Below are 26764 nucleotides of genomic sequence, written 5' to 3'. Positions count from 1 at the left end.
TGGAATATGAGCGGATGCTATATAGAGTTATGTGACAGAGAACTAGACTGATAGCTTTTCAAATTAAAAATTTTCTAATCCTAAAAAAATATAACTATGTCAATTTATCAAGCTAATCATGCAACACTCAACGAATTGCTCAAGAGCTGCAGCGAAGACGCGAATGTTCTAATTCCTAATCTTCAACGGCCCTATGTATGGACGCCAGATCAGGTAATTCGACTGGTTGACTCGATGCTTCGCGGATGGCCATTTAGCACACTGCTGCTTTGGAATCTTGGTTCGGTTAATCAACGTGACACACTGATTCCGTCTAGGCCATTTTGGCGGTTAATTGATCGAAATACGGGAGGCAAGGCAGAGCAATTTGGAACCGCAGAAAAACCAAGTGAGTTCAAGATGGTTCTTGACGGCCAACAACGTTTGCAAAGCCTTTTGTTGGTGTTTGGAGCGGAGTCAGGCGGGCTACGATTGTTGGACGCAGACTGGAAAACTTCGCTTGTGGGATCCAGTAATTTGCGAGGGCCATTGGCAAAGAAGCGCTGGACTTTAGGCCGAGTCTATTTAGACTTGACTGCATTGGCAGATAACTTGACTGAAAGTAAGTATGGGCTCCCCAATTTGCGGCAAGATGCGGATTTTACGCAAATGCTTATATGGGCATTTAATTCGGCAGATTTGATGTCTCGGTTCATCACACCAAGTAGTGCTGAATATGAACCACCTTTACCTGATGTCGCTCGAAGTTCAGGGCGGTATATCAGTATGGCAAAAATCTGGAAACATTGCGTTGGCTTAGGAAGTCAGGATCATGACAGCCAGTTCCAAATTTGCGAGACATTGCTTGAGCAGCATGGCGTATGCAAAGAGAAAATTCAGCATCTTCTCAATGGATTTGTTCAGTTCTCGCGGAAGATATCACTTGCACAAACTCAGCAAGTTAGCTTTCTCGAACTCGGTACGCTCGCATCCTCTGGATACACTGCTCAGCATGAATATAACGATGCGATCGTCAACATCTTCACACGATTAAACAGTGGGGGAAGAACTCTTACAAGAGAAGAAATTACTTTTGCTTGGATCAAAGTTTCTTGGGATGCGAAAGCTCCTTCGGAATTTGGTTCCGCTGAAAATGCGATCGCAAGACTTGCAGAAATTTGCTCTCAGGCTGATCCGGCTTTGAAGCTGGCTGCTGATGAAATTGTTAAAGTACTGTCCTTCATATGGTCCGTTTTCGGAACAGATCGTAAGGGGGCGTTGGTAAAGGATAGAGATCTTCTGGATGGAGCAACCGTCAGAGCGATGGCAAATTGGCTTTATGACGAAATGAATGTAGTTGAGGCTGCATTTGCGAAAGTATTGGAGGCACTAGCTGCTCAAGGTTTGGAATTCGGAGGGGTATATAGGTCGGTTAATGCGTTGGCGGTTCTTCTTGCATGCGGGGTAGGACACGAATTGTTACGCAAGCGATCAAAAACACTAACTACTGACGATTTGGGGTCAGATCTTGCGATGGGGTCTTTCTTGTCCTCGGTTAGTCAACCTTGGTTCGTACTATCACAATGGGCCGGAGAATGGGCAAAAGGAACCGACGAGACCATGGCGCACTACGCCAAGGCCATTGCTGAAAATTGGTCTGCGCTGAGGGAAGAGTTGGCACTTTCTACTGCACAGGAAGAGTGGTCTCATGTGCTGGATTCGAATTTTGAAACTCTCCGGCCGAAGGCATTGGCGTTCGTGCGACAGCTAGAAATTGAAGATCGTAGCCAAGTGCGCTCTTATCGTTTAGCTCTTTGGGTTTGGAATAGGCTCAGTGAAGAACGTGAAAGACACGCCAACATAGTTATGCGGGACGGTGCTAAAGGAAAGGCAAGCATAGAAGTCGACCATATAGTTTCGTGGAGCCGGTGGGAAGCCATATTTTCTGGTGATGCTGAATCCTTGAAAATTGCAAATCAATTAGGAAATTGTACGTTGCTTCATAAGACGTTTAATATTTCCAAAGGGAAAGATAGTCTTGATTCGTGGATTAGCAAGGTAGCGGATTTTCCTGCAGATGAATGGAAAGCCTCATTGAAAATTCCTCTAAAAATGTCCGCGTTGACTTTGGCGGAAGAGAAATGGAAGGAAGAGATTGTTGGAGCAATTGAGCATCGAACGATTGCAATAAAAGAAGAACTCTCTAGTTATGTCACAACGGCTGGAGCGAGTAAGGTTAAGCAGTAAATTATTGTTTTTTCGTACTTTCAATTTGTTGTTCAGCTTTGCTGAATCAGTACTCCAAATAGATATTTGGAGTACTGATGGCAGTTCGTTTAACTCAGTACTTCTTTTACGACATTATTCTTTGGTCTAACCAACCTCGGAATATGCCCCCGCACCACCAGCAACGCTCCAAACACAAACACCATCGCCGTCCCCAGCATCACCAGATAGCCATTGGCTCCCGCACCGGTGATCACGATCGCTCCCGCAAATGCACTGAGAATCGCGCCGAGCCGACCGAAGGCCAGGGCGGATGCGGTGCCGGTGGCGCGTACTCCGGTCGGGTAGATGTAGGCACACAGCGCGAACATGGTGGATTGCACGGCATTCACAAACAGGCCGTGCATGCCGAGGCCAAAGATGAAGACGCCGGTGGCGTGCGAGGCATCCACACCCAACAACAGCAATGCGCTGGCGACGCCGCCGATGCTACACAGGAGCAACGGGCCGCGTGAGCCGTAGCGCGTGATGGCGACGGCGCAGACCAGTGCGCCGATGACGCCGCCTAAATTGTAGGCAGTCAATCCGGCGCCGGCGATGGCGACGTTGAGGCCTTCGGCGGCGAGCATGGTGGGCAGCCAGCTGAAGGCGCTGTATACCGCCAGCAAACACATGAAGAAGGCGCACCAGATGGCGATGGTGTCGCGTGCGCGGCCGTCGCTGAAGAGGGCGCGGAAGCCGAGGCGTTGTTCTGCCCTCTGTTCGCTGGCATCCGTGAAGCCGGTGGCAGCGTTGACGTTGCGTGCCATGCGGGAGAGCAGCTTGCGCAGTTCGGGCCAGCGTTGCTCACGGCGGGCGAGGTAGCGTGGCGATTCAGGCAGGGCGAGGATGAGCAGTACGGCGAGCACCAGCGGCAATGCACCACCGATGAAGAACAAGCCGCGCCAGCCGTACAGCGGCATTACCACGCCGGCAAACAGGCCTGCCAGCATGCCGCCCAGCGGCACGCAGACGATGGTGGCGGTGACGGCGACGGTGCGGTGTTTGGCGGGGGTGAACTCCGCCGTCATGGTGGTGGAGCTGGGTAATGCGCCGCCGATGCCGAAACCGGCGATCAGGCGCAGGATGGCGATGGTCAGCACGTCCGGCGCGAGGCCGATGGCGCAGGTGGCCGCGCCAAAGATCAATACGCTGCCGATGATGGCCCAGCGGCGGCCGAAGCGGTCGGCGAACAAGCCGGCGCAGGCACTGCCGAGGCCCATGCCGATCAGACCGGCGGCGACCGCCGGTGCGAAGGCGCTACGGGTGATGCCCCATTCCTTGATCAACACCGGTATCGCGAAGCCGATCAACTGGCCGTCAAAACCATCCATGACGATGGACAGCGCCGCCAGACAGACCACAAACTTTTGCATCGTGGTGAAGACGCCGTCGTCGAGGGTTTTACCGATGTCGATGGAGGCGCTCATGCTGCTGCCTCTGCGCGGATTGTTTCCACTTCTATTTTGACGTGTGCTTTCACTCGGTCTTGCAGCATGGCCTTGTCTCCTTGAATTTTTTGTCGCTATTTTTATAGGTGTCTGACAGTTCGCGCGCGGATCGTGCCGGCGCGATTTTTGTGCGGCCAAGTATGGAAGAGGGTTGCCTGATTTGGAATTACCTTTTGGGGCAAAAGGCATTACCGCGATGCATGACTTGCCAGCTTAGCCTGAGTGTTGCTCTACGCCGGCCTGCGTTGTCCCGCATCGTCAGAATCTGTGCGGACAACGCACAAGCAAGTCAGATAGCCGGCCGAAGAGGGTGCTTGCTCAGCCTGAGGTAGGCGGATCGTCGTCTATTGAAACCGTTGCCCACTGCGCGGGCGCAGAGGGTGGGACAGGCAGCGTCGTGGCAACGATGCCTTGATGCTGGGCAAGATTGTGCTGGTAGTAGGCGATGAATTCTGTCGCCGGCATGGCCTTGGCATAGAGCCAGCCTTGCACGAATTCGACCTCGTGCTTGCGCAGGTAGTCGGCCTGTTCCTGCGTTTCGACGCCCTCGGCGACGATTTTCAGCTTGAGTGTTTTGGCCATGCCGATGATGTGCGGCGTCACGCTGCTGGTGGCGGAATCGGTGCCGATGGTGTCGATGAAGGACTTGTCGATCTTGAGCGAGTCCAGCGGCAGGCTCTGCAGATACGACAGGCTGGAATAGCCGGTGCCGAAGTCGTCAATGGCGACCGCGTGTCCTGCGGCGCGCGCATTGCTCAGCGTGACGCGCGCGGAGTTGACGTCCATGAAGCCGCGCTCGGTGGCTTCCAGCCAGATTTGCTGCGGTTCGATGTCGGTGTTCCTGAGCGCGGCCTGCACCGAGGCAAGCGCACGTCCGGTCTTGATGTCGTCGGCGCTGAGGTTGATGGCGATGTGCAGATGCCGCTCCGCTGCGAGCGTGGCGCGCAGGTCGGCGACCACATGTGTGATGACCTGGTCGGTGATGGGCAGAATCAGTCCGCTCTCTTCGGCCAGCGGGATGAAGAGGTCGGGCCTGACCATGCTGCCGTCGGGACGCTGCCAGCGCACCAGCGCCTCGGCGCCGATGCACAGACCGGTCTCAAGTTCGATGATGGGTTGGTAGTACACGATGAATTCGCGCTTCTTGACCGCCAGCGACAACTCGCCCAGCGGCGACAGGCGCCGCCGCACGGCCCAGATCACCACGGCGATCATCAGGGCGGCGATCAGCAGTCCGACCGGCAGCAGCATCAGTTGCTGGCGATGCATGCGGTGGAACAGAAAGCTGCGCGGCTCCAGTGCCACCGCAATCAGTCCTGGGCCTCGGGCGATGGCGATGAGGTTGTCGTCGTCGATGCTGTTGACGGGGTTGGCGATGACGTCGCGGATGAGCAGCGCATCGGGGCCGTTGAGGTCGCCCAGCACATAACCTTTGTCGGTGGCGGTCGCCAGCTGAATACCCGGTTCGACGATCACATCGGCAAAGCGCGACGGCACGGTCAGCACGTTGTGCGAGTGATAGTGGAAGGCGACCATCGTATTGCCCTGGGTGATCGCGGGCATCATGCGCAGACTTACTTGCATGCCGTCGGCGGTCACGAAATCGACGGGTGTCTGTTCGGCGTATTTTTCTGCGTGTCCCCAGGAGGTGCATTTGAGCACGCCATGCTCGAAGTAACCGATCTCTTCGATGGAGCGCGTATTGACGGTCAGCTGCCGCATGCGTGCGATGTGCTGTTCCGAACAAGGCTGCATGGTCAGCGGTTCCAGCGCGTGCAGCGCGGAGCGGATTTCGTCGAGGGATATATTGCTGCGCAGGATGGCGCGTTGCGCATAGACCGCGAGCCGGCCCTGTTCTTCGCTGACGGCGCGCTTCCATGAAAAATACAGCATGCTGGCCAGCGGCAGCGTGGCGCAAAGAATAGTCGCCAGCCCGGTGACAACAATAATGCGTGATCGGCTCAAGGCATCCTCCCTGCCGTTATTCTGTGGAAGCAATCCTGTTTTTAGAGAGAATACGCGCTTTATGCCCGGTTTTCGCGCCTTATCAGGTCTGTTGTTGCACAACCGTAGTCAGGAACTCCAGAAAAGCCCGGGTCTTGGCCGGCACATGATGGCGCGACGGGTAGAGCGCGTACAGCGGATAGCGTTCGTCCGGCCAGTCGGGAAAGAGGTCGACCATGCTGCCGTCGGCGAGGAAGCCTTGCGAGCCGATGTCCATCATCTGTGCGATGCCGTAGCCGGCCAGGCAGGTGCTCCACAGCGTGCCGGCGTCATTAAGGGTGAGCTGACCGGTGGGATGCAGCTCCAGCTTTTTGCGGCCACGGTGGAATTCCCATGAAAACGGCCGGCCGCTTTCCGGCTCACGGAACAGGATGCAGACATGGCCCTTTTCCAGATCCTGCGGTCTGGCCGGGCGGCCGTGGCGTTCCAGGTAGGACGGCGCAGCGACAGTGATGATGCGCGAGTCGAACAGCTTGCGCGCCACCAGCGTCGACGGCTTGGGATGGCCGAAGCGTAGCGCCAGGTCGAATCCGTCACCGATCATGTCGCCGAGACGGTCACGCGTGACGAGGTCGAGTTCCAGCTGGGGATGGCGTTCGAGGAAGTTGCCCAGCTGCGGCCCCAGCAACAGCCGCGAAAAGAACGGATCGATGTTGATGCGCAAGCGTCCGCGCACGGTTTTGACGCCTTCGGAGGCGCTGGTGGCGGCGTCTTCCAGCCCGGCCAGCAATGGTTGCACCTGCTCATAAAAGCGGCGGCCTTCGTCGGTCAGCATCACCGAGCGCGTAGTGCGGTCAAACAGGCGAATGCCGAGCCGCGTCTCCAGCCGGGCTACCGCGCGGCTCACGCCCGGGGGCGACATGTTGAGGATTTCGGCCGCCGCCGCAAAGCTGCCGCAATCGACGATGGCGACCAGCACGCTCATGCCGTTCAGGGTGCGTTCGTCAAAGCTCATGCGGATCCTCCTCTTTATGTCCTGTTGATGTTCGATCGCTATTGTCAGCGATGTCTGCCGATACCATTGATGACATTTCAGCACTGATGAAATGCCATTCATGCTATCGCAAAATCTGTCGCCAACGCCGAGAATCCACTCCAACCGCACTTTGCTGCGTCGTTATTTCAACGTTGAAACCATTTGGAGAAAGCCATGTTTGCCATCACAGGAATTACCGGTCAGGTCGGCGGCGTTGTCGCCCGTCAATTATTGGGTCATAAAAAATCGGTGCGCGCCGTCGTGCGTGACGCCGCCAAGGGTGCGCTGTGGGCTGCGCAGGGATGCGATCTGGCGCTTGCCACAGTAGAAGACAGCGCCTCGCTGGAGCGCGCTTTCACCGGCATGGAAGGCGTGTTCATCCTGCTGCCGCCAACCTTTGACCCCAGCGCCGGCTATCCGGAAGCACGCGCCGCCATCGCCTCCATCAAGGCGGCTTTGCTCGCAGCCAGGCCGGGCAAGGTGGTGTGCCTGTCGACCATCGGCGCGCGCGCCACACAAACCAATTTACTGAATCAGCTCGGTTTGCTGGAAGAAGCGCTGAGCGATTTGCCGATGCCGGTGGCCTTCCTGCGTGCTGGCTGGTTCATGGAAAACGCCATCTGGGATGTGGCGCCCGCACGTGAAGGCGTGATCCCCAGCTATCTGCAGCCGTTGGACAAGCCGGTCGCTATGGTCGCCACCGAGGATGTCGGCAGCGTTGCAGCGGAACTGTTGCTGGAAGAATGGACGGGCGTGCGTGTAGTCGAACTGGAAGGAGCAAAGCGTGTCACTCCGCTGGAGATCGCTGCCTGTTTCGGCAAGCTGCTCGGCCGTGATGTGAAAGCGGAAGCTGTACCGCGCTTCACCTGGGATGACGTGTTTCGCTCGCAGGGTATGCGCAATCCTTTGCCGCGCATGCAGATGCTGGATGGCTTCAACGAAGGCTGGATTGACTTTGAGTCGGGCCGCGACGGCACGCGCAAGGGCGTGGTCGGTTTGGAGACTGTCCTGCAAGGGTTGATCAAGCGCGCTGCTTAGCGCTTGATTGATGGCAGCCGATCAGGCGGGGGCTGATCGGCTGCGCGGCTTTATTTCATCTTCATTTTCCTCTCCCTCCACTGCGCTGCCCCCACGCCACGCCGATCAGGACAAGTGCACCGGCCAGCGCATGATAGGCGTGCAGCTGTTCACCCAGCAGCGCCCACGCGGCCAATGCCACCAGCAGCGGGATCAGATTGGCGAACAAGGCGCTGCGCGGCGCGCCCAGATGCTTGATCGCATTCATCCACAGGAAGGGCGCACCGATCGAGGCCAGCAGTCCGGCGTACATCACCAACGGCAGGTTTTGCACGGTCAGGGGCGAGGCCGGCGCCGCCAGCCAGAACGGCAACAGGATCAGGCTGCCGAACGCCGCCTGCACATACAGCTGTGTCCACGTCGACAGCGGCAGCGCCCAGCGTTTCAGCAGCACGCCGTAGAAGGCGTTGGATGTCACGGCAATCAGCATGAGTGCGTCGCCGATATGGACGCCGCCGTTGAACAGCCGTGACGGCTCGCCGTGTGAACTCAGCACGACCAGCCCCAGCAGCGACAACACGCCGCCGACGATGCGCGCCGTGGACAGGCGCTCACCGGCGAACAGGCTGCTCAGGCAGGCCGAGAGCAACGGCATCAGCGCCACCGTCACGCCCATGTTGATCGCCGATGTCGTGCGCGCCGCCTCATACGCCAGACCTTGATACATCGCCATGCCCAGCGCGCCGAGCAACAGCAGGCGCGGCCAGTGGGCGGCAATCACCGCACGCTGCCGCCATGCCTCGCGCCCGAGGAAAGGCGTCATTACCAGCACCGCCAGCATCCAGCGATAGAAAGCGATGGCCGCCGGTTCGATCGCTGTGGACGCAGCCTTGGTGATGATGGTGTTGCCGCTCCAGATGCAGACCGCCGCCAGCGGAAACAGATAAAAGCGGGTGCCGCCGACGCCGGCGGGCGTCGATGTCGCAGACGTGGCAGACGTTGTGGTTGCGGCAGAGTTTGACGATGGTGCAAGCGAAGAAGTGTTGTTCGACATGATGACTCCTTGAGGTGTTGCACTATCCTGCGGCATTCCAATGCGTGCATAAAGTGATATTGTTGCAGTTCATCAGTGCAATCCATGCAGTAGTCAGCGCGGCAAGCACACTGCAACAATCCTTTCACCGATACGGCAAACCATCACCCGCAGGAGCAACCGTCATGCGCGATCTCGACTTCAACATGGTGCTCGACCTGGAGGCATTGCTGCGCGAAGGCAGCGTCGTCGGCGCAGCCAAACGCCTGCATCTGAGCGCGCCGGCCATGAGCCGCCGCCTCGCCAATCTGCGCGAAGCGGTTGGCGATCCGCTGTTCGTCCCGGCAGGGCGCGGGCTGGTGCCGACCCAGCGTGCGCTGGAGCTGCGCGAAAAGATCGATGCGCTGGCCGAGCAGATGCGTAAGGTCTTCATGACCGAGGAGGTTGATCTGTCGACGGTGGAACGCACGCTGGTATTGCGCACCAACGATGGCTTCGCCGGCATCTGGGCCGCGCGACTGGCGCAGCGCGTTGCACAGGAAGCGCCGGGTATCACGCTGCGGTTTTCGCCGCGTGCCGACAAACACGTGGGCGCCTTGCGCGACGGCTTGGTCGACCTGGAGATCGGGGCCTTGCACCCGGGAGAAGACGACATGGCGGAAGAGCTGCACAACCAGGTGCTGTTCACGACACCCTTCGTCGGCGTGGTGCGGGCGGGTCATCCGCTGGCGAGCAAGAAGGTCAGTCTCGCCGGGTTCACCGCCTGGCCGCATATTGCGGCGTCACGTACCGGCAACGACAGCGGTCCGATCGACGATGCGCTGGCGGCGCGGGGCATGCAGCGCAAGGTCAGGCTGGTAGCCCCAGGGTTTCAGTCGGCGGTGATGATGGCCGCATCTTCAGACATGATCGCCGCCGCGCCCGCAAGGTTTGCGCGCTGGGCTACGGAGCATCTGGACCTGCATGTTTTTCCTTTGCCGCTGGCGACGCCTGAAGTGGAGGTCTCGCAAAGCTGGCACCCGCGCCGTCACGCCGACCCGGTGCACAAATGGGTGCGCGGGCTGGTGCGGGAGTTGTGCAGCGAAGACGATTGAGGAAGGCTCACGCCAGCGTGGTGGTGATTTCGGTCTTGACGCTGGTCATCAGTTTTTGCACCGGACATTTTTCGGCCACGGCGAGTAACTCCTGGCGCTGCGCTTCGGTGAGCTCGCCGCTCAGGCTGATGGATGCCGCCAGACGATAGGTTCCCTGACGTTCCTCGCTGTTGTCGCGGGTGATGGCAACCTGGATATCTTCCACCGGGATGTTCTTGCGCTTGGCGTACCACACCATCGTCAGCGCCTTGCAAGCGCCGAGCGCGGCATCGTACAAGTCATGCGGATTGGGGCCGGCATCGTCGCCGCCTTCTTCCACTGCGCCGTCAACCGAGATGAGGTGATTGCGCACGTGGACGACGTGACGCATGGAGAGCGACTGGTCGCGTTTAACTTCGATGGCTGGACTGGACATGAGCGTTCCTTGCAGTGGGAAAAGAACGCTCAATGTAGCGCAGTTTCACAGCCGGTGTTCAAGCTCTATAGCGGTAAGGCGCTTTCAGCAAGTCCTCGATATCCACCGGCAGATCGCGCACCCGCACGCCGGTGGCGTGATACACCGCCGCCGTGACCGCCGGTGCGATGCCGGCAATGCCGATCTCGCCGATGCCGCGCGCGCCGATTTCATCCAGCGCCTTGTCGGGATAATCGAGGAACACCACATCCATTTCCGGTGAATCGGCGTTGGTCACCATCACATAATCGGCCAGGTTGTTGTTGACCGGCTTGCCGTTGCGCGGATCGTAATGGGTTTGTTCGAACAGCGCCATGCCGATGCCCATCACCACCGCGCCTTCGATCTGGTTGCGCCCGGTACGCGGATTGATGATGCGGCCGGCGTCGATTACCGTCACCACGCGGCTCACGCGCAGACGGGCGATGTCGGGCTGCCAGCGCACTTCCACAAAATGCGCGCCATAGGAATGAATGGAAATATTCCTGGCGCCCGGATCCTCACTGCTGGGGCCCGATTTACCTTTGCCGTCGACACCGCTCACTTGCGCCGCCGCGAGGATATCGGCAAACGGCACGCCGCTTTGCGGCGACTGGTCGCGCCGATGCACCCGGCCTTGGGTGAACGCCAACGCGTCCGTCTTGACGCCGCGGAAGGGCGAGCGTTCGTGCTCGGATGCCAGCGACAACACTTGTGTCATCGCTGCACGCGCGGCCTGCGCCACTGCCGGCACCATGGAAGCAGTCGCCATCGAACCGCCCGACATCGGTCCCGGTGGCAGGCGCGTATCGCCGATGGCGACAATGATCTTCGCCATCGGTATGCCGGTCAGCTCGGCCACCATTTGCGACACCACGGTATAGGTGCCGGTGCCGATGTCCTGCACGGCGGAATAGATACGCGCCGTGCCATCGCTGCCCAGCGTGACCGACGCTTCTGCACCCAGGCGCTTGGCGATCCATGAACAGGCCGCTACACCCCAGCCGAGAATTTCGCCGTCCTGCTGCATGCTGCCGACTTGCAGATTGCGGCGTGCCCAGCCGAAACGTTCGGCGCCGGTCAGCAAAGCCTCGCGCAAATGACGCGAAGAGAAAGGCGCGCGGATGCTCTGATCAGTTGCCGGTTCGTTGAGCAGGCGCAATTGCACCGGGTCGATGTTCAGTCGCACTGCCAATTCATCCATCGCCGACTCGGTGGCAAACAGACCGGGTACTGCGCCCGGGCCGCGCATGGACGTGTTCGGTGCGATATGGCGTTTGACCGGTGCGCCGGTGATGCGCATGTTTTCGGTACCGTAGAGATAGGCCGTCGATTCGCCGCAGTGTTCGACGCTGGCTTCTTCCTGCGCGACATGGAACAGATAGTCCTGCTGCAGCGACAGCAGCTTGCCGCCACGGGTGGCCGCCAGCCGTATGCGCTGCTGGGTGTTGGTGCGATGGCCGACGTTGTGGAACATCATGTCGCGCGAGATCACCAGCTTGACCGGGCGATGCAGATTGCGCGCCGCTTGCGCCGCCAGCAGGCTGTGTCCCCACGGCCAGAGTTTGCCGCCAAAGCCGGAGCCGAGATATTCGGTGACGATGCGCATGTTCTCCTGCGGCACGCCCAGCATCTGGCTCATCACGCCGCGATGATTGACGATGGCTTGCGAGGTTTCGTACAGTGTGAAGGATTGCGTAGCGCCGTCGTAGAGCGCAACCGAGGCGTGCAGCTCGATGGGGTTATGTGTTTCGACCGGCGTGGTGTAGGTCTCGTCGAGCCGCACCGCAGCCGCTGCTGAAGCGAAGGCCTGGTCGGGATTGCCGCGCTCGGTATCGGTCTTGGGCTGGTCGCTGGTTGCCAGCAGTTTGCTGACGTCATGCGGATCGCGCCGGTAGTCGACCTTGACCGCTGCTGCCGCTGCAGTCGCCTGCTCGAAGGTGTCGGCCACCACCAGCGCCACATACTGGCCGTAGTAGCGCACGGTATTGTCTTCCAGCGGCGGGCGGCGTTCGTCGGTCTTCACGCCCGAGGCTGCATTGATGTGAAAGAACTTGCCGATGTTGTCATGCGTGTAGACGATGCGCACGCCCGGCATTGCTGCCGCCACCGAGGTGTCGATGCCGCGGATCGCGCCGCTGGCGATGGTGGCGCACACCGGCACGCCGATCAGCATGCCGGGAAAGCGATGGTCCGAGGTATAGCGTGCGCGGCCGGTGACTTTGAGCGGGCCGTCGATGCGCGACACGGCAGCGCCGACGCCGGCCTGGATGGGCGGTGTCTGCGACTGGATCGGGATAGTCGTCACAATAGTGTCAGGCATCATGCGCTCCTTTGTGCCGGCGAAACCGCTACCTTTAACGCCTGCACCAGACAGCGCTGGATCAGGTCTACTTTGAAAGCATTGTCGCGATGCGTGCGTGCATCACGCACCGATGCCGCCGCCGCGTGAGCAAATGTATCGAGGTTCGGCGCTGCGCCTTGCAGCACGGCTTCGGCTTCCGGCGAACGCCATGGCCGCGTGCCGACGCCGCCCAGCGCCACGCGTGCATGTGAGATGCGCCCGCCGCTGACGCCGATCAGCACTGCCGCCGAGGACAGTGCAAATTCATACGAGGCGCGGTCGCGCAGCTTGAGATAGGTCGAACCGGCGTTTGCCACCGGGGCGGTTAGCGATACGTGCGTCACCAGCTCACCCGGCGCGAGCACGGTTTCGCGCTGTGGCGTCGCACCCGGCAACAGATAGAAATCGTTGATGGGAATCATGCGGGCACCGCCCGCGCCCTGGACATGGATGGTCGCTTCCAGCGCCGTCAGTGCAACGTTCATGTCAGAGGGATTGGTGGCGATGCACTGATCGCTGATGCCGAGAATCGCCAGATTGCGGTGGAAACCGTCCATCGCCGCACAGCCGCTGCCGGGCTGGCGTTTATTGCAGGCCGTTGCCGTATCGCGGAAATACACACAGCGCGTGCGCTGCAACAGGTTGCCGCCGGTGGTCGCCATATTACGCAACTGCGCCGACGCGCCCGATAGCAGCGCCTGGCTCAGAACGGGATAGCGCTGCATCACCAGGGGATGATTGGCGAGATCGCTATTGCGTACCAGTGCGCCGATATTCAGGCCGCCATCAGCGGTCTGTTCCACCTGATCAAACGGCAGGCGGTTGATGTCGATGACCTGTTGCGGCTGCTCGACGTCGAGCTTCATCAAGTCCACCAGCGTGGTGCCGCCGGCGAGAAAACGAACAGGATGCGGCAAAGTTTCCGGGCTGGCCGCAGCAAGCCGCACGGCGTCGTCGGGCGTCCGTGCGCGCAGCATCTGAAAGGTGTGCATGGCGATTCCTCGGGAAGTGTGACTGATGATCAGTGATCAGGTAGCGTCGCGAACCTGCCGGATCGCCGCCACGATATTGGAGTACGCACCGCAGCGGCAGATGTTGCCGCTCATGGCTTCCTTGATGTCGGCATCGCTGCGGCCGCAAGGCTCTTTCAGCAAGGCCGTGGCCGACATGATCTGGCCGGCGGTGCAATAGCCGCACTGCAAGCCATCGTGCGCGACAAAGGCTGCCTGCATCGGATGCATCCGATCCGGCGTACCCAGTCCTTCGATGGTGGTGACGGTATCGCCGTCGTGCATCGCGACGAAGCTGAGACATGAGTTCACGCGGCGGCCATTGACGTGCACCGTACAGGCACCGCACTGGCCGTGATCGCAACCTTTCTTGGTGCCGGTCAGTTGCAGGTTTTCGCGCAGGTAATCGAGCAGGCTGGTGCGCACATCGACTTGCGCGTCGCGCACCACATCGTTGACCGTCAGGCGTACATTCACCAGGCCGGGATCCATCGTCACCGGCGCAGATGCCGCCATCGGCGCTGCAAACGCAGAGGCCGCAGCGGCAGGCAATGCTGTCGCCGCACCGCTGGAGCCGACCCACATCAAAAAGGAGCGGCGCGTCAGTTGAGGCGCTCCATTTCCGTCTGATGGAAGATTTGTGTTTTCAGCAACGTTGAAAGGGGAGTGCGGCGCGCTGTTGTCGGCATCGCTGTGGCGGTCGGCGCCCGGGAAGTCTTCTTGCTGGTTTTCTCTCATGATGGTCTCATCGAAAATTGGCTGGAAGCAGATCAGTTTGGCCGCCCGCCGACAACGAAAGTTCAATAAGAGCTGGAGAAAAGGGTGAGGAAAATCGCCGCCGGAAAAAGACGCCCCAGATCGCAAAGATCAGGAAGTTTTCCGACGGCAGGATGGCAGTTTGTCTGACTGCGGAACGTCCGGAGAGGATGTCTACTAGTCGATTAAAGCAGAAACAGTGTTCTTGAATACGGAATCAATGCGCACGCAATTCCGAGAGGAATTTTTGCGCGCGCACACTATGCGGACGCAAGAAAAAATCATCCGGCGTGCCGGTTTCCACGATACGTCCCTGATCCATGAACCACACGCGGTCGGCGACTTCGCGTGCGAATCCCATTTCGTGGGTGACGCAGATCATGGTCATGCCGTCACGGGCAAGTTGCTTCATCACTTGCAAGACTTCGCCTACCATTTCCGGGTCGAGCGCGGACGTTGGCTCGTCGAACAGCATCGCCGGTGGATCCATGGCCAACGCGCGTGCGATTGCCACGCGCTGCTGTTGTCCACCGGATAACTGGCCGGGAAAAGACTCAGCCTTGCTGGCCAGGCCGACACGTTCCAGCAATTCCAGTGCACGCACCCGCGCTTCGCTGCGTTTGCTGCCGCGCACGTTGACCGGAGCCATGACGATGTTGTCCAGCACCGACAGATGCGGGAACAGGTTGAAGCTTTGGAATACAAAGCCCACCCGGGCGCGGAAGCGATTCAGATCCAGTTTGGGGGCGTGCACATCCTGGCCGTCGAAGACGATCTTGCCCTTCTGGATTTCTTCGAGCCGGTTGACGGTGCGAATCAGCGTCGACTTGCCTGATCCGGAAGGGCCGCAGACCACGACGACTTCACCCTTGGTGACGCTGGCGTTGACGTCGGCCAGTGCGTGATAGGAGCCGTACCATTTGTTGACCTGATCGAAGCTGATCATGCTGTTTGTATCGTTTGTAGCCTGAGTCGTGGGTGTGGCGATGCCGCCGGAAGATGTTTCCATGATGTCGATTCCGTTGAAATTGATCAGGCCGCCGTGGTCGCTGCGACCGTATTGCTGTTTGGGACTACCGTTGCAACCGTACTGCGAGGGCCGCCGCTACGGCGTCTGGCGATGCGGCGTTCCAGCCAGCGGGCGAATTGCGTCAGCAGCGAGCACAGCACGAAGTAGATTAACGCCAGCATCACAAACACCGGAAAGGGTTTGGTCAGCAAGGTACTGTTGATCTGATTGGCGGCAAAGGTCAGTTCGTTGACGCTGATGACATACCCCAGCGAGGTCTCCTTGATGGTCGAGACGAATTGACTGATCATCGCCGGCAGCATGTTGTAGAGCGCCTGCGGCAACACGATCTTGAACATGGTCTGCAGATAGCTCATGCCCAGCGCACGTGAGGCTTCGACCTGGCCTTTGGGCAAGCCCTCGATGCCGGCGCGGATCACTTCAGCCAGATACGCGGCTTCATAGATCACCACCGTCACCAGCATCGTGGTGAAGCCGGAAATGGTGGTGCCGATCAGCAGCGGTACAAAGAAATAGACCCAGAAAATGAACATCACCAGCGGCACGCCGCGCACGGTGTAGATGATGGCGATGGCGGGTGCACGCAGGATCGGCAGGGGACTGACGCGTCCCAGCGCGAGCAGCACGCTGACCGGAAACGCCAGCGCCAGACCGGCGACGGACAAGATCAGTGTAATTGCCAGGCCGCCGAGCGGACCGTTGGGATACTGGCCGATCAGCAGCAGCGTCCAGTTGTCGCGCACGATGTGAAAGATGTCGGTAATCACGATATTCCTCAGCGCGTCTTGATGCGGTAACGGTTTTCCAGCATCGCGCCGCCTGCCATGATCAGCAGCGAAATGCCGAGATAGATCACGGTCGTCAGCAAGTAGGTTTCGATGGTGTGGAAGGACTGGCTTTCGATTTCACGCGTGGCGTAAGTCAGTTCAGCTACGCCGATGACCATCGCCAGGCTGGTGTTCTTGAACAGCAGCACGGTGTGGCTGACCAGCGTCGGCAGCGCGATGCGCAAGGCTTGCGGCAGAATCACCAGACGCGAGGCCCGCAGATAAGACAGGCCGAGTGCGCGCGCCGCTTCCATTTGCGAACCTGGAATGGCGCGGATGCCGCTGCGCAGACTCTCGGAGATGTAGGCCGACATGCACAGGCCAACTGCGATGATGGCAAACAGGAATTCACTGTGACGTTGATTGAACCAGAGCTGCACGCTGTCCGGCAGCAAGGTCGGTACGCCGAAATACCAGAGAAAGATTTGCACCAGCATCGGCACGTTCTGGTGATACTCGACAAACAGTGCGACAGCGCGCTCGGCCCAGCGATTGCGCGTCATGCGCAGCAGCGCCAGCAAGATGCCGACCGCCATCGCCAGTATCCAGGCATAGCCGGTCAGTTGCAGCATGGTGCTGACGCCTTCGATGATGAGGCGCGGATAGTCCTCGCGCAACAGCACCGAAAAATCCAGTTTGGTACTCATACAATTCCTTCCCCAATTGCGTTGCTGCCGCCTGGCCGGTTGAGCCGGATCAGGCGGCAGCGCGGATCGTCATCCCAGCTGTTCAATCCTTGCTATTCCCTTGCTTAACCGCTGCTTAACCCTTGATAGGTTCGATCTTGAAGCCACGTTGCAATTTGTATGCCGTGTTGGGGCCGAGCCACTTGTCGAAGACCTGTTTGGCTTCGCCGGTTTTTTCCATATTCTCAAGGACACCGTTGACGTGCTTGATCAGGCCCGATTCTTCCTTGCGCATGCCGACACCCCAGTATTCGTTCATCAGCGCCGGTTCCAGGATATCGATCGGCGAGCTGTCTTCAGTCTGCTGCTTGAACTTGACCAGCATCAGCTCGGACACGGCGAAACCTTCCACCTTGCCTTGTTGCATTGCCAGGAAAGCTGCGGGAGGATCCTGGAAGGTGGTGGTCGATGCCGTCGGCAGGGATTTGCGCACGCCCAGTTCCGACGTCGATCCCTTGGTTGCGCTGACGCGTTTGCCGGCCAGGTCGTTCAAGCTCTTGTAACCGGAAGAGCGGCGGGCGGCGACCTTTTGCAGGCTGGCGTAATAGCCGTCGCTGTAGGCGATTTGTTCAGCGCGTTCCGGTGTCCAGCCGAGATTGGCGATGACGATGTCGACGCGGTTCTGTTGCAGCTCGGGAATACGTGCCGCCACCGAGATCATCTTCAGCTCCAGCTTGACGTTGAGGCTCTTGGCGATCGCTTTGCAGAAGTCGACGTCGTAGCCCTGGATTTCACGCGTCGACGGATTAGGGAAACTGAAGGGTTCGGCGGTGCCCAGCGTGCCGCAGATCAGTGTGCCTTTTTGTTTGATGTCGGCGAGCTGGTCGGCGCTGGCGGAAAAACTGACCGTCATCAGCACTGCGGTTGTTAGCGCTGCGATGGCGGACTGCTTGAGTGTGAACATGATTTCTCCCTGATAGTAGTGAAATGACTGAGACGGCAATTGAGACGGTAAAAAAGGCGGCAACCAAAGCAGCCGCCAAGGCATGAACTAAGGCATCAACTGAGATACAGCATCGCGCAATTGCTGACAACCCGATTCAATCTGCTCGATCGAGGTCGCAAACGACATGCGCAAATAAGATGGCTGGCCATAGGATGCGCCATCAATGGTGGCGACACCGGCCTGCTCAAGAAAATACATCATCACATCGACGTCGCTGGTCAGCGTCGCGCCTTGCGGGGTGTGCTTGCCCAGCAAGCCGGCAACGTCGACAAATACATAGAACGCGCCGTCGGGCGGCAGGCAGCTCAGTCCGGGAATACTGTTGATCAGCGTCACGATGGCGTCGCGCCGTTTGCTGAACAGATCGCGTCCTTGCAGCACGCATTGCTGCGGCCCCGACAACGCCGTAACGGCAGCCGCCTGGCTGACCGCACTCGGGCAAGTGGTGCTTTGCGACATCAGCAGCGCCAGCGCTTTCATCAGCACCTGTGGGCCGGCGCCGTAGCCGATGCGCCAGCCGGTCATCGCATACGCCTTCGATACGCCGTTGACGACCAGGGTGCGTGTCTTCAGGGCAGGCGCGATTTGCAGCGGCGAGATATGTTGCGCGTCGCCATAGACGAAGTGTTCGTAAATCTCGTCGGTCATCAGCCAGACCTGCGGATGGCGCAGCAGCACGGCGCAGATGGCGTTCAGTTCGTCGGACGTGTAGACCGCGCCGCTGGGATTGTTGGGCGTGTTGAGCACCAGCCAGCGGGTGTGCGCGGTGATCGCCGATTCCAGTGCCGCAGCGGTCAGCTTGAAGCCACTGGCGGCGTCGCAGTTCACGATAACCGGCTTGCCGCCATGGATGGCGACCATGTCCGGATAGGACACCCAGTAGGGCGTCGGGATGATGACCTCGTCGCCCTCGTTGAGCGTCGCGGCGAAGGTGTTGTAGATGATGTGCTTGGCACCGTTGCCGACCACGACTTCGTCGACGCTGTAGCGCAGATGGTTTTCGCGTTCCAGCTTGGCGGCAATCGCCTTGCGCAGCGCCGGTGTGCCGGTCGAGCCGGTATAGCGCGTGTGGCCCGACTGCAGCGCATCGACCCCGGCGGCAACGATGTGCGGCGGTGTCGGGAAGTCAGGTTCGCCGATGGTGAAGTCAATGATTTTGCGGCCGGCGGCGCGCAGGGCGTCGACGCGGGCTTTGGCGGCCATGCTTGGCGAGGGTTTGACGGCAGAAAGGCGGTCTGCCAGAAGCTTGTCCAATTGCGGCTCCAGTGAAAGAAAAAAGAGAGATGAATAAAAAGACGTCGGGCAAGAAAAGCCGGCTTACAGGCCGTAAGGCTGCAAGACTTTGCTCAGCCACGCCTGCTCGACCTTGCCGTTGGCGATTTCGGCCTTGATGGCGTCTTCCATGGCGGCGGTCTGCTGCGCGGCGGCGATCAGCGCATCGGCCTGGTCGGGTGCGAAGGACACCACGCCATCTTCGTCTCCGACGATCAGATCGCCCGGACGAATCACCTGGCCACCGATGCTGACGGGCACGTTGATCTGGCCGGGGCCGTTCTTGTAAGGGCCGCGATGGCCGATGGCGCGGGCATAACAGGGAAAGTCCGCCGCATGGAAAGCAGCGCTGTCGCGCACGGCGGCGTCAATCACGAAACCGGCGCAGCCGCGTTGCTGGGCGTACAACATGATCAGTTCGCCGACCAGCGCGTTGCTGGTATCGCCACCGCCGTCCACCACCAGCACATGGCCGGGTGACATCATCATCAGGGCCTTGTAGATCAGCAGATTGTCGCCGGGACGGGTCTTGACGGTGAAGGCGGTGCCGACCAGCTTGCGCTCGGGATGCAGACGCTGCAGGCCGCGCACGCCGGACAGGCGTTGCAGGTTATCGCTCAGGTGCGACACCACCAATCCGTGCAATGCGTCCAGCGTGGCTGCCGAAGCAACTGCGGGCGCAGGATGGATGGCGATGGCATAGGGGGATGCAGACATGGTGAAAATCTCCTCAGGCTCACGTTGTGTTTGTTTTGTACCTACTCGTTAGCCCGATAATAGGAGTGCTGAAAAACTAAAAAAAGCGATATTTAATTATCAATTTGCATCTCTTTTGGGAATACAATCGGTTTGTTGCACCATCTCAATGCACCTCACTTCCGCCATCCCATGTTCTCCTTCAAACAGCTCGAAGCCTTGTACTGGATCGCCACCCTGGGCGGCTTTGCGGCGGCTGCGCGCAAGCTCAACACCACGCAGTCGGCGGTATCCAAGCGCATCAAGGAATTGGAAAGCAGTTTCGACACCGCCCTGTTCGACCGCGATCTGCGGCAGGCGCGGCTGACGGAAAAGGGGGAAGAGTTGCTGTTAGTCGCCAAGCGTCTGCTGGAACAGCGCGACGCCGCCGTCGAGCAGTTCAGCAAACCGGAAGTGGTGGAGCGCCGTTTGCGCATCGGCGTGACCGAGCTGACGGCGATGACCTGGCTACCGCGTCTGGTCAAGCAGGTGCGCGAGCACTATCCCAAGGTGGTGATCGAGCCGGATGTGGATCTGAGCGTGAGTTTGCGCGACAAGCTGCTGGCTGATGAAATCGATGCCATCATCGTTCCCGACGCCTTCGCCGAATCGCGTTTCTCGGTGCTGCCGATGGGTAAGGTCAAGAGCGTATGGATGGCCAAGCCCGGCTTGTTGCCGCGCTCGTCTTCCAGTTCTCGGGTGTTGCGCATGCATGAGCTGGCGCAGCACACCATATTGACGCAAGGCGACAAGTCGGGCACCGGCATCATCTATGACCGCTGGTTCAAGTCGCAGGTGGTGTCGCCGTCCAACTCCATCAGTTGCAGCAGCCTCGTGGCGCTGATCGGTCTGACGGTCTCAGGCATGGGGGTGAGCTACCTGCCGCATCTGTGCCTGCGCTCGCTTGTTGAGCGCGGCGCACTGGAGGTGGTCGAGACCACCCCCGCCTTGCCGGAAATCCCTTACGTCGCACTCTACCGTGGCGAGCGCAAGAGCAACTTCATCTCATCGATTCTGATGCTGGCGCAGGAATGCTGCGAGTTTTCGGATTTGTTCCAGATCGAGGACGAAGTAGCCGGCATCGGCCATGTGCATGCGGGCGCATCGCCGTTCTGAACGGATATCAACCAAACTTCACCAGATTCAGCACCGGCAGCGGACCACCGGGAAATTGCGCTGCCCGGCCTTCGTTCACGCCTCCCAGATCGACGGGCGCAAAGCCGAGCCGCGTGATCAGATCGCCGACGGTTGTTTTTGCGTCGACGTCATTGCCCGACAGGAACAACACGCGACGGCCGCCTTCCGCTTGCGGATCGCCGGCCAGCACAGCGGCAAGCAGATGATTGAATGCTTTGACCACGCGCGCGCCCGGTGCAAATTCCGCCACCACTTCGCTGGAAGCGCGTCCGCCCAGATCGACTGCCTTGAACGTGGCGCCGTCGATGGCGTTGTTGGCGTCGATCAGGATGCGCTTGTTCCATGGGCCGGCGTCTTTAAGGGCATCCGGTATGCGTCCCCAGTTCACGGCCAGGAAGACCAGGTCGGCTTGCGCCGCTTCTTTGACGCTGACGGCCTTGATGTGGGCGCCGAGTTCGTCGGTCAGTGCTCGCAGCGATTCCGGGCCGCGGCTGTTGGCGATGGAGGCGGCGATGCCGTTGCGGGCGAGTTGGCGGGCGATGGCGGTGCCGATGGAGCCGGCGCCGATGATGGCGATGTTCATGATGTTTCCTTTCAGTTTGTGAGTTCAGCGGTGTGCTGTTCCGTCCCGGTGACGGTGACCAAGGCTTTGCTGAGCTCAACTGTAGGCGTTTCATTCTTCTAGTGTTAGTAGTGATCGGATAGAATCACTTTCAATCATTACTTGAAGCTTGTCAGAAGGAAAACGTATGGAAACCCTCGCCAATCTGGAATCCTTCGTCCGCAGCGCCGAGACCGGCAGCTTTTCGTCGGCGGCGCGGCGGCTGGCGCTGACGCCGGCTGCGGTAAGCCGCAATGTCGCGCAGCTGGAGCGCAACCTCGGTGTGCGGCTGTTCCAGCGCAGCACGCGCGGACTGACGCTGAGCGAGGCGGGTGAGCGATTTTTGCAATCCGTGCAGGGCGGGTTGGACAGTATTCAGGGAGCGATTGCCGATGTCACCGTCAATGCCGGACAGCCGGCCGGTGTGCTCAAGCTCAGTACCTCCCAGGCATTGGGGATGGATTATTTGCTGCCGCTCATGCCGGCTTTCCTGAAACGCTATCCGGCGGTGACGCCCGACTGGTTTTTCGACAATCGTCCGCTGGATCTGATCGCAGGCGGGTTTGATGCGGCGATTGGCGGCGGCTTCGATCTGCCGCCCGGCATGGTCGCGCGTGAATTGGCGCAAGTGCATATTATTGCGGCGGCTTCGCCGGCATTTTTACGCGGCAAGCGTTTGCCGAAAGATCCTGCCGGGCTCGGTGATTTCGACAGCGTGGCCATGCGTTCACCCTTGAACAGCCGCGTGCGCACGATGGTCATGCGCCATCGCAACGGCGCCGAAATGGTGGCCGCGCAAAAACCTGTGATGTTGTTCAACGATCCTGATGCGGTTTGCCATGCGACTTTGCTGGGCGTGGGTATCGGCCTGGTAGGCGTGCTGCATGCCTTGCCCCATTTGCAAAGCGGCGCCTTGGTGCGCGTGCTGCCGGACTGGCACGCCGACGTCGGCCCGCTGTCACTCTACTTCGCCAGTCAGAAGCTATTGCCGGGCAAGACACGTGTTTTCGTCGATTTTGTCACCGAAGCGTTTCGCGAGCAGAAGTTGGCGCATCGTCTTTCCGCCCTGAATTTGCCGAAGTGAAGAGATGCACGTCTCAGGTCGGCAAACAGGCCGTGTAATTTTCATCGCGTAACTGATCAGCCAAATTGCCACGTCCAAAGTTCATGGGCATAATGGCCCGATCAGGCCCGAGCTAGAACAACTACAGCGCCTGCACAGTCACCATGCCGTACTGTGCGACGTCAACACCGGGCTTCGCACCAGTGTTTCCATCGGGAGAGCGCATGCGCAGGCTGAAGGGAAATCAGCACTACTTTTTGGCGCAGTTTCTGCCGTTGGCCGCCATGGTGCTGGCTGCAGCTGCTTTTCTCTATCACAGCCGCATTGACGCCGAACTGAATCGCCTCCAGCTGGAGCAGCGCGAACGCGTGGCATTGGGCGTGGCGTCATTGACCAACGACATGGATGCGCCGCTGCGCCATCTGAGCATTCTTACCGGTGAAGCGCCTATCGCACGCGGGGTGAACGATCCGACGCCGGAAAACATTGCCGCCATGGCAGAGAGTTTTTCCACGCTGATGCTGCGTAATCCCTACTATGACCAGGTGCGCTGGATCGATCAGGACGGCATGGAAAAAATCCGTGTGAACATGACCAGCACCGGGCCGATGCTGGTGGCTCAAAAATATTTGCAGAACAAGAAAGACCGGCCGTATTTCACCGACACCATGACGTTGCCGCGGGGTGAGATCCTCATCTCGCCGATGGATCTCAATGTCGAAAACGGCAAGATCGAAGTACCACACAAGCCCACTGTACGGTTGGCGGTGCCGGTGTTTACCAGTGGCGGACAATCGCGCGGGATCCTGATCATCAACCTGCTCATGGCACCGCTGTTGGACCGCTTCTCCAATCAGGTCGAGCGCGGCGTCAACCGCGCCATGCTGGTTAATGCCGAAGGATTCTGGCTCTACAGCACCAACTCTGCGGACGAATGGGCCTTCATGTTCAAGCGCGAGGAAAGCCTGAAGCGCGACTTTCCCGATGTCTGGAAGCAGATGCAGGCGAAGCCCGCCGGCAATATCATTGGTGGTGACGGCATCTGGTCGTGGCAGCGCGTCGACATTGACGGCAATACCGGCCGCTACGGGCTGCATCAGCAATCGCCGTGGACTGTCGCGCTATTTCTGCCGCAGAAGCGTGTGATGGTCGACAATTACAGAATCCTGACGCGGTTATCCGGGTTCGTCATTCTGATTCTGGCGGGGCTGGCTTTGCTGAGCTGGCAACTGGCCGTGCAACGCAGACGCCGCGAGATCGCAGTACATGACCGGGTCAAGGCCGAGACCGAACTGCTTGCCAGCGAGGAACGCGTATCCGACTTGTTGCGCCATCAGGAAACCCGTTCGGTATTGGCGTCGATCGTCGCCTCGTCGGATGACGCCATCATCGGCACCGGCCTCGACGATCTCATCAACAGCTGGAACCCAGGCGCGGAAAAGGTGTTCGGCTATCTGGCGCGCGAGATGCTCAACCAGTCGATCTATGTTCTGGTGCCGACGGAAAAAAACGAGGAAACACGCGGTATCACTGCGCAGATCATGCAGGGTGAAACGGTGGTCAATTTCGAGACCACGCGCTGGCATCGGGATGGTCGCCTGCTCGATATTTCGGTGACGATTTCGCCCATTCTCGATGGCGAGAAAAATATCATCGGCACGTCGTACATCGCGCGCGATATCACCGACCGCAAGCGTCTGGAAAAGGAATTGAGCCAGTATCGCCTGCGTCTCGAAGGCCTGGTTGAGCAGCAGACCAAGAATCTGATGGATGCCAACCGTAATCTCGAACTGGCGCTGTCGCGCGCCGAGTCGGCCACGCGCGCCAAGAGCAGTTTCCTCTCCAACATGAGCCACGAAATCCGCACGCCGATGAACGCCGTGCTCGGACTGACGTACCTGCTTGAGAAGACGGCGCTCGATGCTGACCAGCGCGATCTGGTGCGCAAGATCATTACCGCCGGCCATTCACTGCTGGGCATTATCAACGATATCCTTGACGTGTCAAAGATCGAAGCAGGGCGGCTGGATATCGAGCACGTACCGTTCCGCCTCAGTACCGTGCTGGAAAATGTCGTCAACGTCACGGCCCCCAACATCGGTGAAAAAGATGTGGAACTGGTGGTCGGCTTCAACGATGTCGGGATTGAGCATCTGTATGGCGATGCGCTGCGACTTGAGCAGATTCTCGTCAATCTCACCAGCAACGCCATCAAGTTCACGGCAAAGGGAGAGATCAGCATCCACGTGGCTGTTCTCAGCGAAGCCGGCGACCAGGTGATGTTGCGGTTTGCGGTGACAGACAGCGGCATTGGTATTCCGGCAGACCGTCAGCAAGATATCTTCCACGCTTTCACCCAGGAAGACACGTCCACCACGCGGCGCTTCGGCGGCACCGGGCTGGGCCTGACCATTTGCCGTCATCTGGTGCAGCTGATGCACGGCGATATCGGCGTCATCAGCGAACCGGGCAAGGGCAGTCAGTTCTGGTTTATGTTGCCGTTTCAGACCATGTCGCACGCAGACGAGGCGTCGCCGGTGGAAGGCCCGCTCACCGTGCTGGTAGCCGACGACAACGCGACCGCACGCGCCGTCCTGGCCGATACCATTAAGTCTATGGGATGGCAGGTCGACACGGTGGAGTCGGGCGAAGATGCCGTTTCCAAAACCATGGTGCGTTTGCGGCACAACCTGGCGTACGATATTTTTCTGCTCGACTGGCGCATGCCGGGCATGGATGGTTTGTCGGTGGCCAGGGCGATTCGCGAAGCATCGTCTTCGCAAAGTCAGCCGCCCATCGTCATCATGGTCACCGCTTACGGCCGCGACGACGTGATGAATTCACCGGATGCCGAATTGCTGGATGCGGTGATCACCAAACCGGTCACGCCGTCGACGCTCTACAACACCATCATCCATGTGCGCCAGCGGCGTAGCGGTGAGGCAGGTAACGGTAAAGTGCGAAAGTCCGGCATTGCAGGTGCTGCAGGCCAGGGCAACGCCAGTACCGGCACGGGCAGCAATGTGCGTGAAGGTCGGGATAGTCGTGACAATCGCATCGACGGCGTGCGCGTGCTGGTGGTCGACGACAGTGAAATCAATCGCGAAGTTGCCAAGCGCATCCTCGAAGCCGATGGCGCCGAAGTCGTCGCTGTCGGTGACGGCAGTGAGGCGGTCGACTGGCTGCGTGCACATCCCGACGGCGCCGATCTCGTGTTGATGGATATTCAGATGCCGGTCATGGACGGCTACACCGCTACGCATGAGATCCGCGACACCCTGCAGCTGCGCACGTTGCCCATCATTGCGCTAACCGCCGGCGCCTTCAAGGCGCAGCAGGAGGCGGCGATGACGGCGGGCATGAATGGTTTCCTTTCCAAGCCCTATAACGTCGAACAGATCATTTCGGTCGTACGTCAGCACATCGCGCATCTGTCGGCCGATGAGCTGGAGCGGCGCAACGCGGCAAAATCGGCCAAGCCTGCCTACACGTCGGCAAGTGTCGCCACGACTTTCCCGACAATCATCGAGACTGCTCCCAGCGCCACGCCGGGACTCGACGTCGATGTCGGTCTCGAGGCCTGGGGCAGCAAAGACGTCTACGCCAAATTTCTCGGCAAGTTCGCCGAGCAGTATGAAAAGACCGGCAGCGATATCCTCGCCCATATTCAAGCCGACGAACCGGCCCAGGCCAAGACACTGGCGCACAAGTTGCGCGGCAGCGCAGGCACGCTGGCGCTGACCGACGTGCATCGTCTCGCAGGCGAGCTGGAGGGCATGCTGTCCGCCGCCGATGTTTCTTCCACCTCGGCCTCCGACTGCAAGGTCAAGGCGGCAGAACTGGATGCGGCCTTGCGTATCGCCCGGCGCGCGATCGTCGATTACACAGGTAGTTGACTCCATGCAACAGTGTGTCAGGCGTTGTCCTACAAACGGCGCGCCTGGCCGCAAGGTCACGCACATCGGCTCTTAACTTTCGGTTAAGCTGACATACCGCCGGGCATGTTCTGTATTCACTCTGCATCCATTCTGTGTTCAGAATGCGTCATTGTTGCGTTCGCCTGCGGCCTGGATAAAAGATCAGACGATGATCCAAGTCGTGCTTG

At 59.5% G+C, this 26764-nt stretch carries 21 protein-coding genes; 6 read left to right on the top strand and 15 right to left on the bottom strand.

Going from position 1 to position 26764, the window contains the following annotated elements:
* Positions 1-96: 96 nt before the first annotated feature.
* On the top strand, positions 97-2226 hold the full coding sequence (locus tag hmeg3_RS23595; protein ID WP_094565881.1) for a DUF262 domain-containing protein: 2130 nt from the start codon (positions 97-99) through the stop codon (positions 2224-2226).
* An 89-nt stretch (positions 2227-2315) separates the two neighbouring features.
* Here hmeg3_RS23595 and hmeg3_RS23590 read toward each other — a convergent pair whose 3' ends face one another.
* The 3 genes from hmeg3_RS23590 to hmeg3_RS23580 all read right to left on the bottom strand — a co-directional run bounded on the left by hmeg3_RS23590 (position 2316) and on the right by hmeg3_RS23580 (position 6654).
* Positions 2316-3674 carry an MFS transporter gene (locus tag hmeg3_RS23590; protein WP_094565880.1) on the bottom strand — a complete coding sequence of 453 codons (1359 nt, stop codon included), beginning with the start codon at positions 3672-3674 and terminating at the stop codon, positions 2316-2318.
* Between the two features lie 339 nt (positions 3675-4013).
* Positions 4014-5660, bottom strand: coding sequence for an EAL domain-containing protein (locus hmeg3_RS23585; RefSeq protein WP_094565879.1), 1647 nt, complete (start codon positions 5658-5660; stop codon positions 4014-4016).
* Positions 5661-5742: 82 nt separating this feature from the next.
* A complete protein-coding gene (locus hmeg3_RS23580) occupies positions 5743-6654 on the bottom strand; it encodes a LysR family transcriptional regulator (protein ID WP_094565878.1) in 912 nt (303 codons plus the stop codon).
* Positions 6655-6849: 195 nt separating this feature from the next.
* Here hmeg3_RS23580 and hmeg3_RS23575 point away from each other — a divergent pair, with 195 nt between their 5' ends.
* Positions 6850-7713 carry an NmrA family NAD(P)-binding protein gene (locus tag hmeg3_RS23575; RefSeq protein WP_094565877.1) on the top strand — a complete coding sequence of 288 codons (864 nt, stop codon included), beginning with the start codon at positions 6850-6852 and terminating at the stop codon, positions 7711-7713.
* Positions 7714-7774: 61 nt separating this feature from the next.
* Here hmeg3_RS23575 and hmeg3_RS23570 read toward each other — a convergent pair whose 3' ends face one another.
* Positions 7775-8746: a DMT family transporter gene (locus hmeg3_RS23570; protein ID WP_094565876.1), complete on the bottom strand. Its 972-nt coding sequence runs from the start codon at positions 8744-8746 to the stop codon at positions 7775-7777.
* Between the two features lie 164 nt (positions 8747-8910).
* Between hmeg3_RS23570 and hmeg3_RS23565 the strand changes: the two genes are divergently transcribed.
* On the top strand, positions 8911-9819 hold the full coding sequence (locus hmeg3_RS23565) for a LysR family transcriptional regulator (protein ID WP_094565875.1): 909 nt from the start codon (positions 8911-8913) through the stop codon (positions 9817-9819).
* Between the two features lie 7 nt (positions 9820-9826).
* Here hmeg3_RS23565 and hmeg3_RS23560 read toward each other — a convergent pair whose 3' ends face one another.
* From hmeg3_RS23560 to hmeg3_RS23515, 10 genes are all read right to left on the bottom strand, one after another.
* Positions 9827-10234 (bottom strand): OsmC family protein, encoded by a 408-nt coding sequence (locus hmeg3_RS23560; protein ID WP_094565874.1) that lies wholly within the window; start codon positions 10232-10234, stop codon positions 9827-9829.
* A 58-nt stretch (positions 10235-10292) separates the two neighbouring features.
* The gene (locus tag hmeg3_RS23555) at positions 10293-12575 is read right to left on the bottom strand and encodes a xanthine dehydrogenase family protein molybdopterin-binding subunit (protein ID WP_094565873.1); all 2283 of its coding nucleotides are present in this window, start codon (positions 12573-12575) and stop codon (positions 10293-10295) included.
* Positions 12575-13588 (bottom strand): xanthine dehydrogenase family protein subunit M, encoded by a 1014-nt coding sequence (locus hmeg3_RS23550; RefSeq protein ID WP_094565872.1) that lies wholly within the window; start codon positions 13586-13588, stop codon positions 12575-12577. The genes hmeg3_RS23555 and hmeg3_RS23550 overlap by 1 nt, the downstream gene beginning before the upstream one ends.
* A 36-nt stretch (positions 13589-13624) precedes the next feature.
* On the bottom strand, positions 13625-14191 hold the full coding sequence (locus hmeg3_RS23545; RefSeq protein WP_094566530.1) for a (2Fe-2S)-binding protein: 567 nt from the start codon (positions 14189-14191) through the stop codon (positions 13625-13627).
* A gap of 388 nt (positions 14192-14579) precedes the next feature.
* On the bottom strand, positions 14580-15308 hold the full coding sequence (locus tag hmeg3_RS23540) for an amino acid ABC transporter ATP-binding protein (RefSeq protein WP_094566529.1): 729 nt from the start codon (positions 15306-15308) through the stop codon (positions 14580-14582).
* 86 nt (positions 15309-15394) lie between these two features.
* Complete coding sequence (locus hmeg3_RS23535; RefSeq protein WP_198361913.1) at positions 15395-16147, bottom strand: amino acid ABC transporter permease; 753 nt, start codon at positions 16145-16147, stop codon at positions 15395-15397.
* A 20-nt stretch (positions 16148-16167) separates the two neighbouring features.
* Complete coding sequence (locus tag hmeg3_RS23530) at positions 16168-16866, bottom strand: amino acid ABC transporter permease (RefSeq protein WP_094565871.1); 699 nt, start codon at positions 16864-16866, stop codon at positions 16168-16170.
* 115 nt (positions 16867-16981) lie between these two features.
* On the bottom strand, positions 16982-17809 hold the full coding sequence (locus hmeg3_RS23525) for an ABC transporter substrate-binding protein (RefSeq protein WP_094565870.1): 828 nt from the start codon (positions 17807-17809) through the stop codon (positions 16982-16984).
* Between the two features lie 87 nt (positions 17810-17896).
* On the bottom strand, positions 17897-19054 hold the full coding sequence (locus hmeg3_RS23520) for a pyridoxal phosphate-dependent aminotransferase (protein WP_094566527.1): 1158 nt from the start codon (positions 19052-19054) through the stop codon (positions 17897-17899).
* Positions 19055-19168: 114 nt separating this feature from the next.
* The gene (locus hmeg3_RS23515) at positions 19169-19840 is read right to left on the bottom strand and encodes an RraA family protein (protein WP_094565869.1); all 672 of its coding nucleotides are present in this window, start codon (positions 19838-19840) and stop codon (positions 19169-19171) included.
* A gap of 171 nt (positions 19841-20011) precedes the next feature.
* Here hmeg3_RS23515 and hmeg3_RS23510 point away from each other — a divergent pair, with 171 nt between their 5' ends.
* Positions 20012-20974 carry a LysR family transcriptional regulator gene (locus hmeg3_RS23510; protein WP_094565868.1) on the top strand — a complete coding sequence of 321 codons (963 nt, stop codon included), beginning with the start codon at positions 20012-20014 and terminating at the stop codon, positions 20972-20974.
* Between the two features lie 7 nt (positions 20975-20981).
* Here the strand turns inward: hmeg3_RS23510 and hmeg3_RS23505 are convergent, their stop codons facing one another.
* Positions 20982-21578 carry an NADPH-dependent F420 reductase gene (locus tag hmeg3_RS23505; RefSeq protein ID WP_094565867.1) on the bottom strand — a complete coding sequence of 199 codons (597 nt, stop codon included), beginning with the start codon at positions 21576-21578 and terminating at the stop codon, positions 20982-20984.
* 166 nt (positions 21579-21744) lie between these two features.
* Between hmeg3_RS23505 and hmeg3_RS23500 the strand changes: the two genes are divergently transcribed.
* Positions 21745-22680 (top strand): LysR family transcriptional regulator, encoded by a 936-nt coding sequence (locus tag hmeg3_RS23500; RefSeq protein ID WP_094565866.1) that lies wholly within the window; start codon positions 21745-21747, stop codon positions 22678-22680.
* A gap of 203 nt (positions 22681-22883) precedes the next feature.
* Entirely contained in the window at positions 22884-26555 is a 3672-nt protein-coding gene (locus hmeg3_RS23495) for a response regulator (RefSeq protein ID WP_198361743.1), read from the top strand.
* The last annotated feature ends 209 nt before the right edge of the window (positions 26556-26764 follow it).

It is taken from the genome of Herbaspirillum sp. meg3, from assembly GCF_002257565.1.
Lineage (GTDB): Bacteria > Pseudomonadota > Gammaproteobacteria > Burkholderiales > Burkholderiaceae_D > Herbaspirillum.
This window is presented reverse-complemented; position numbering and strand designations above follow the sequence as displayed.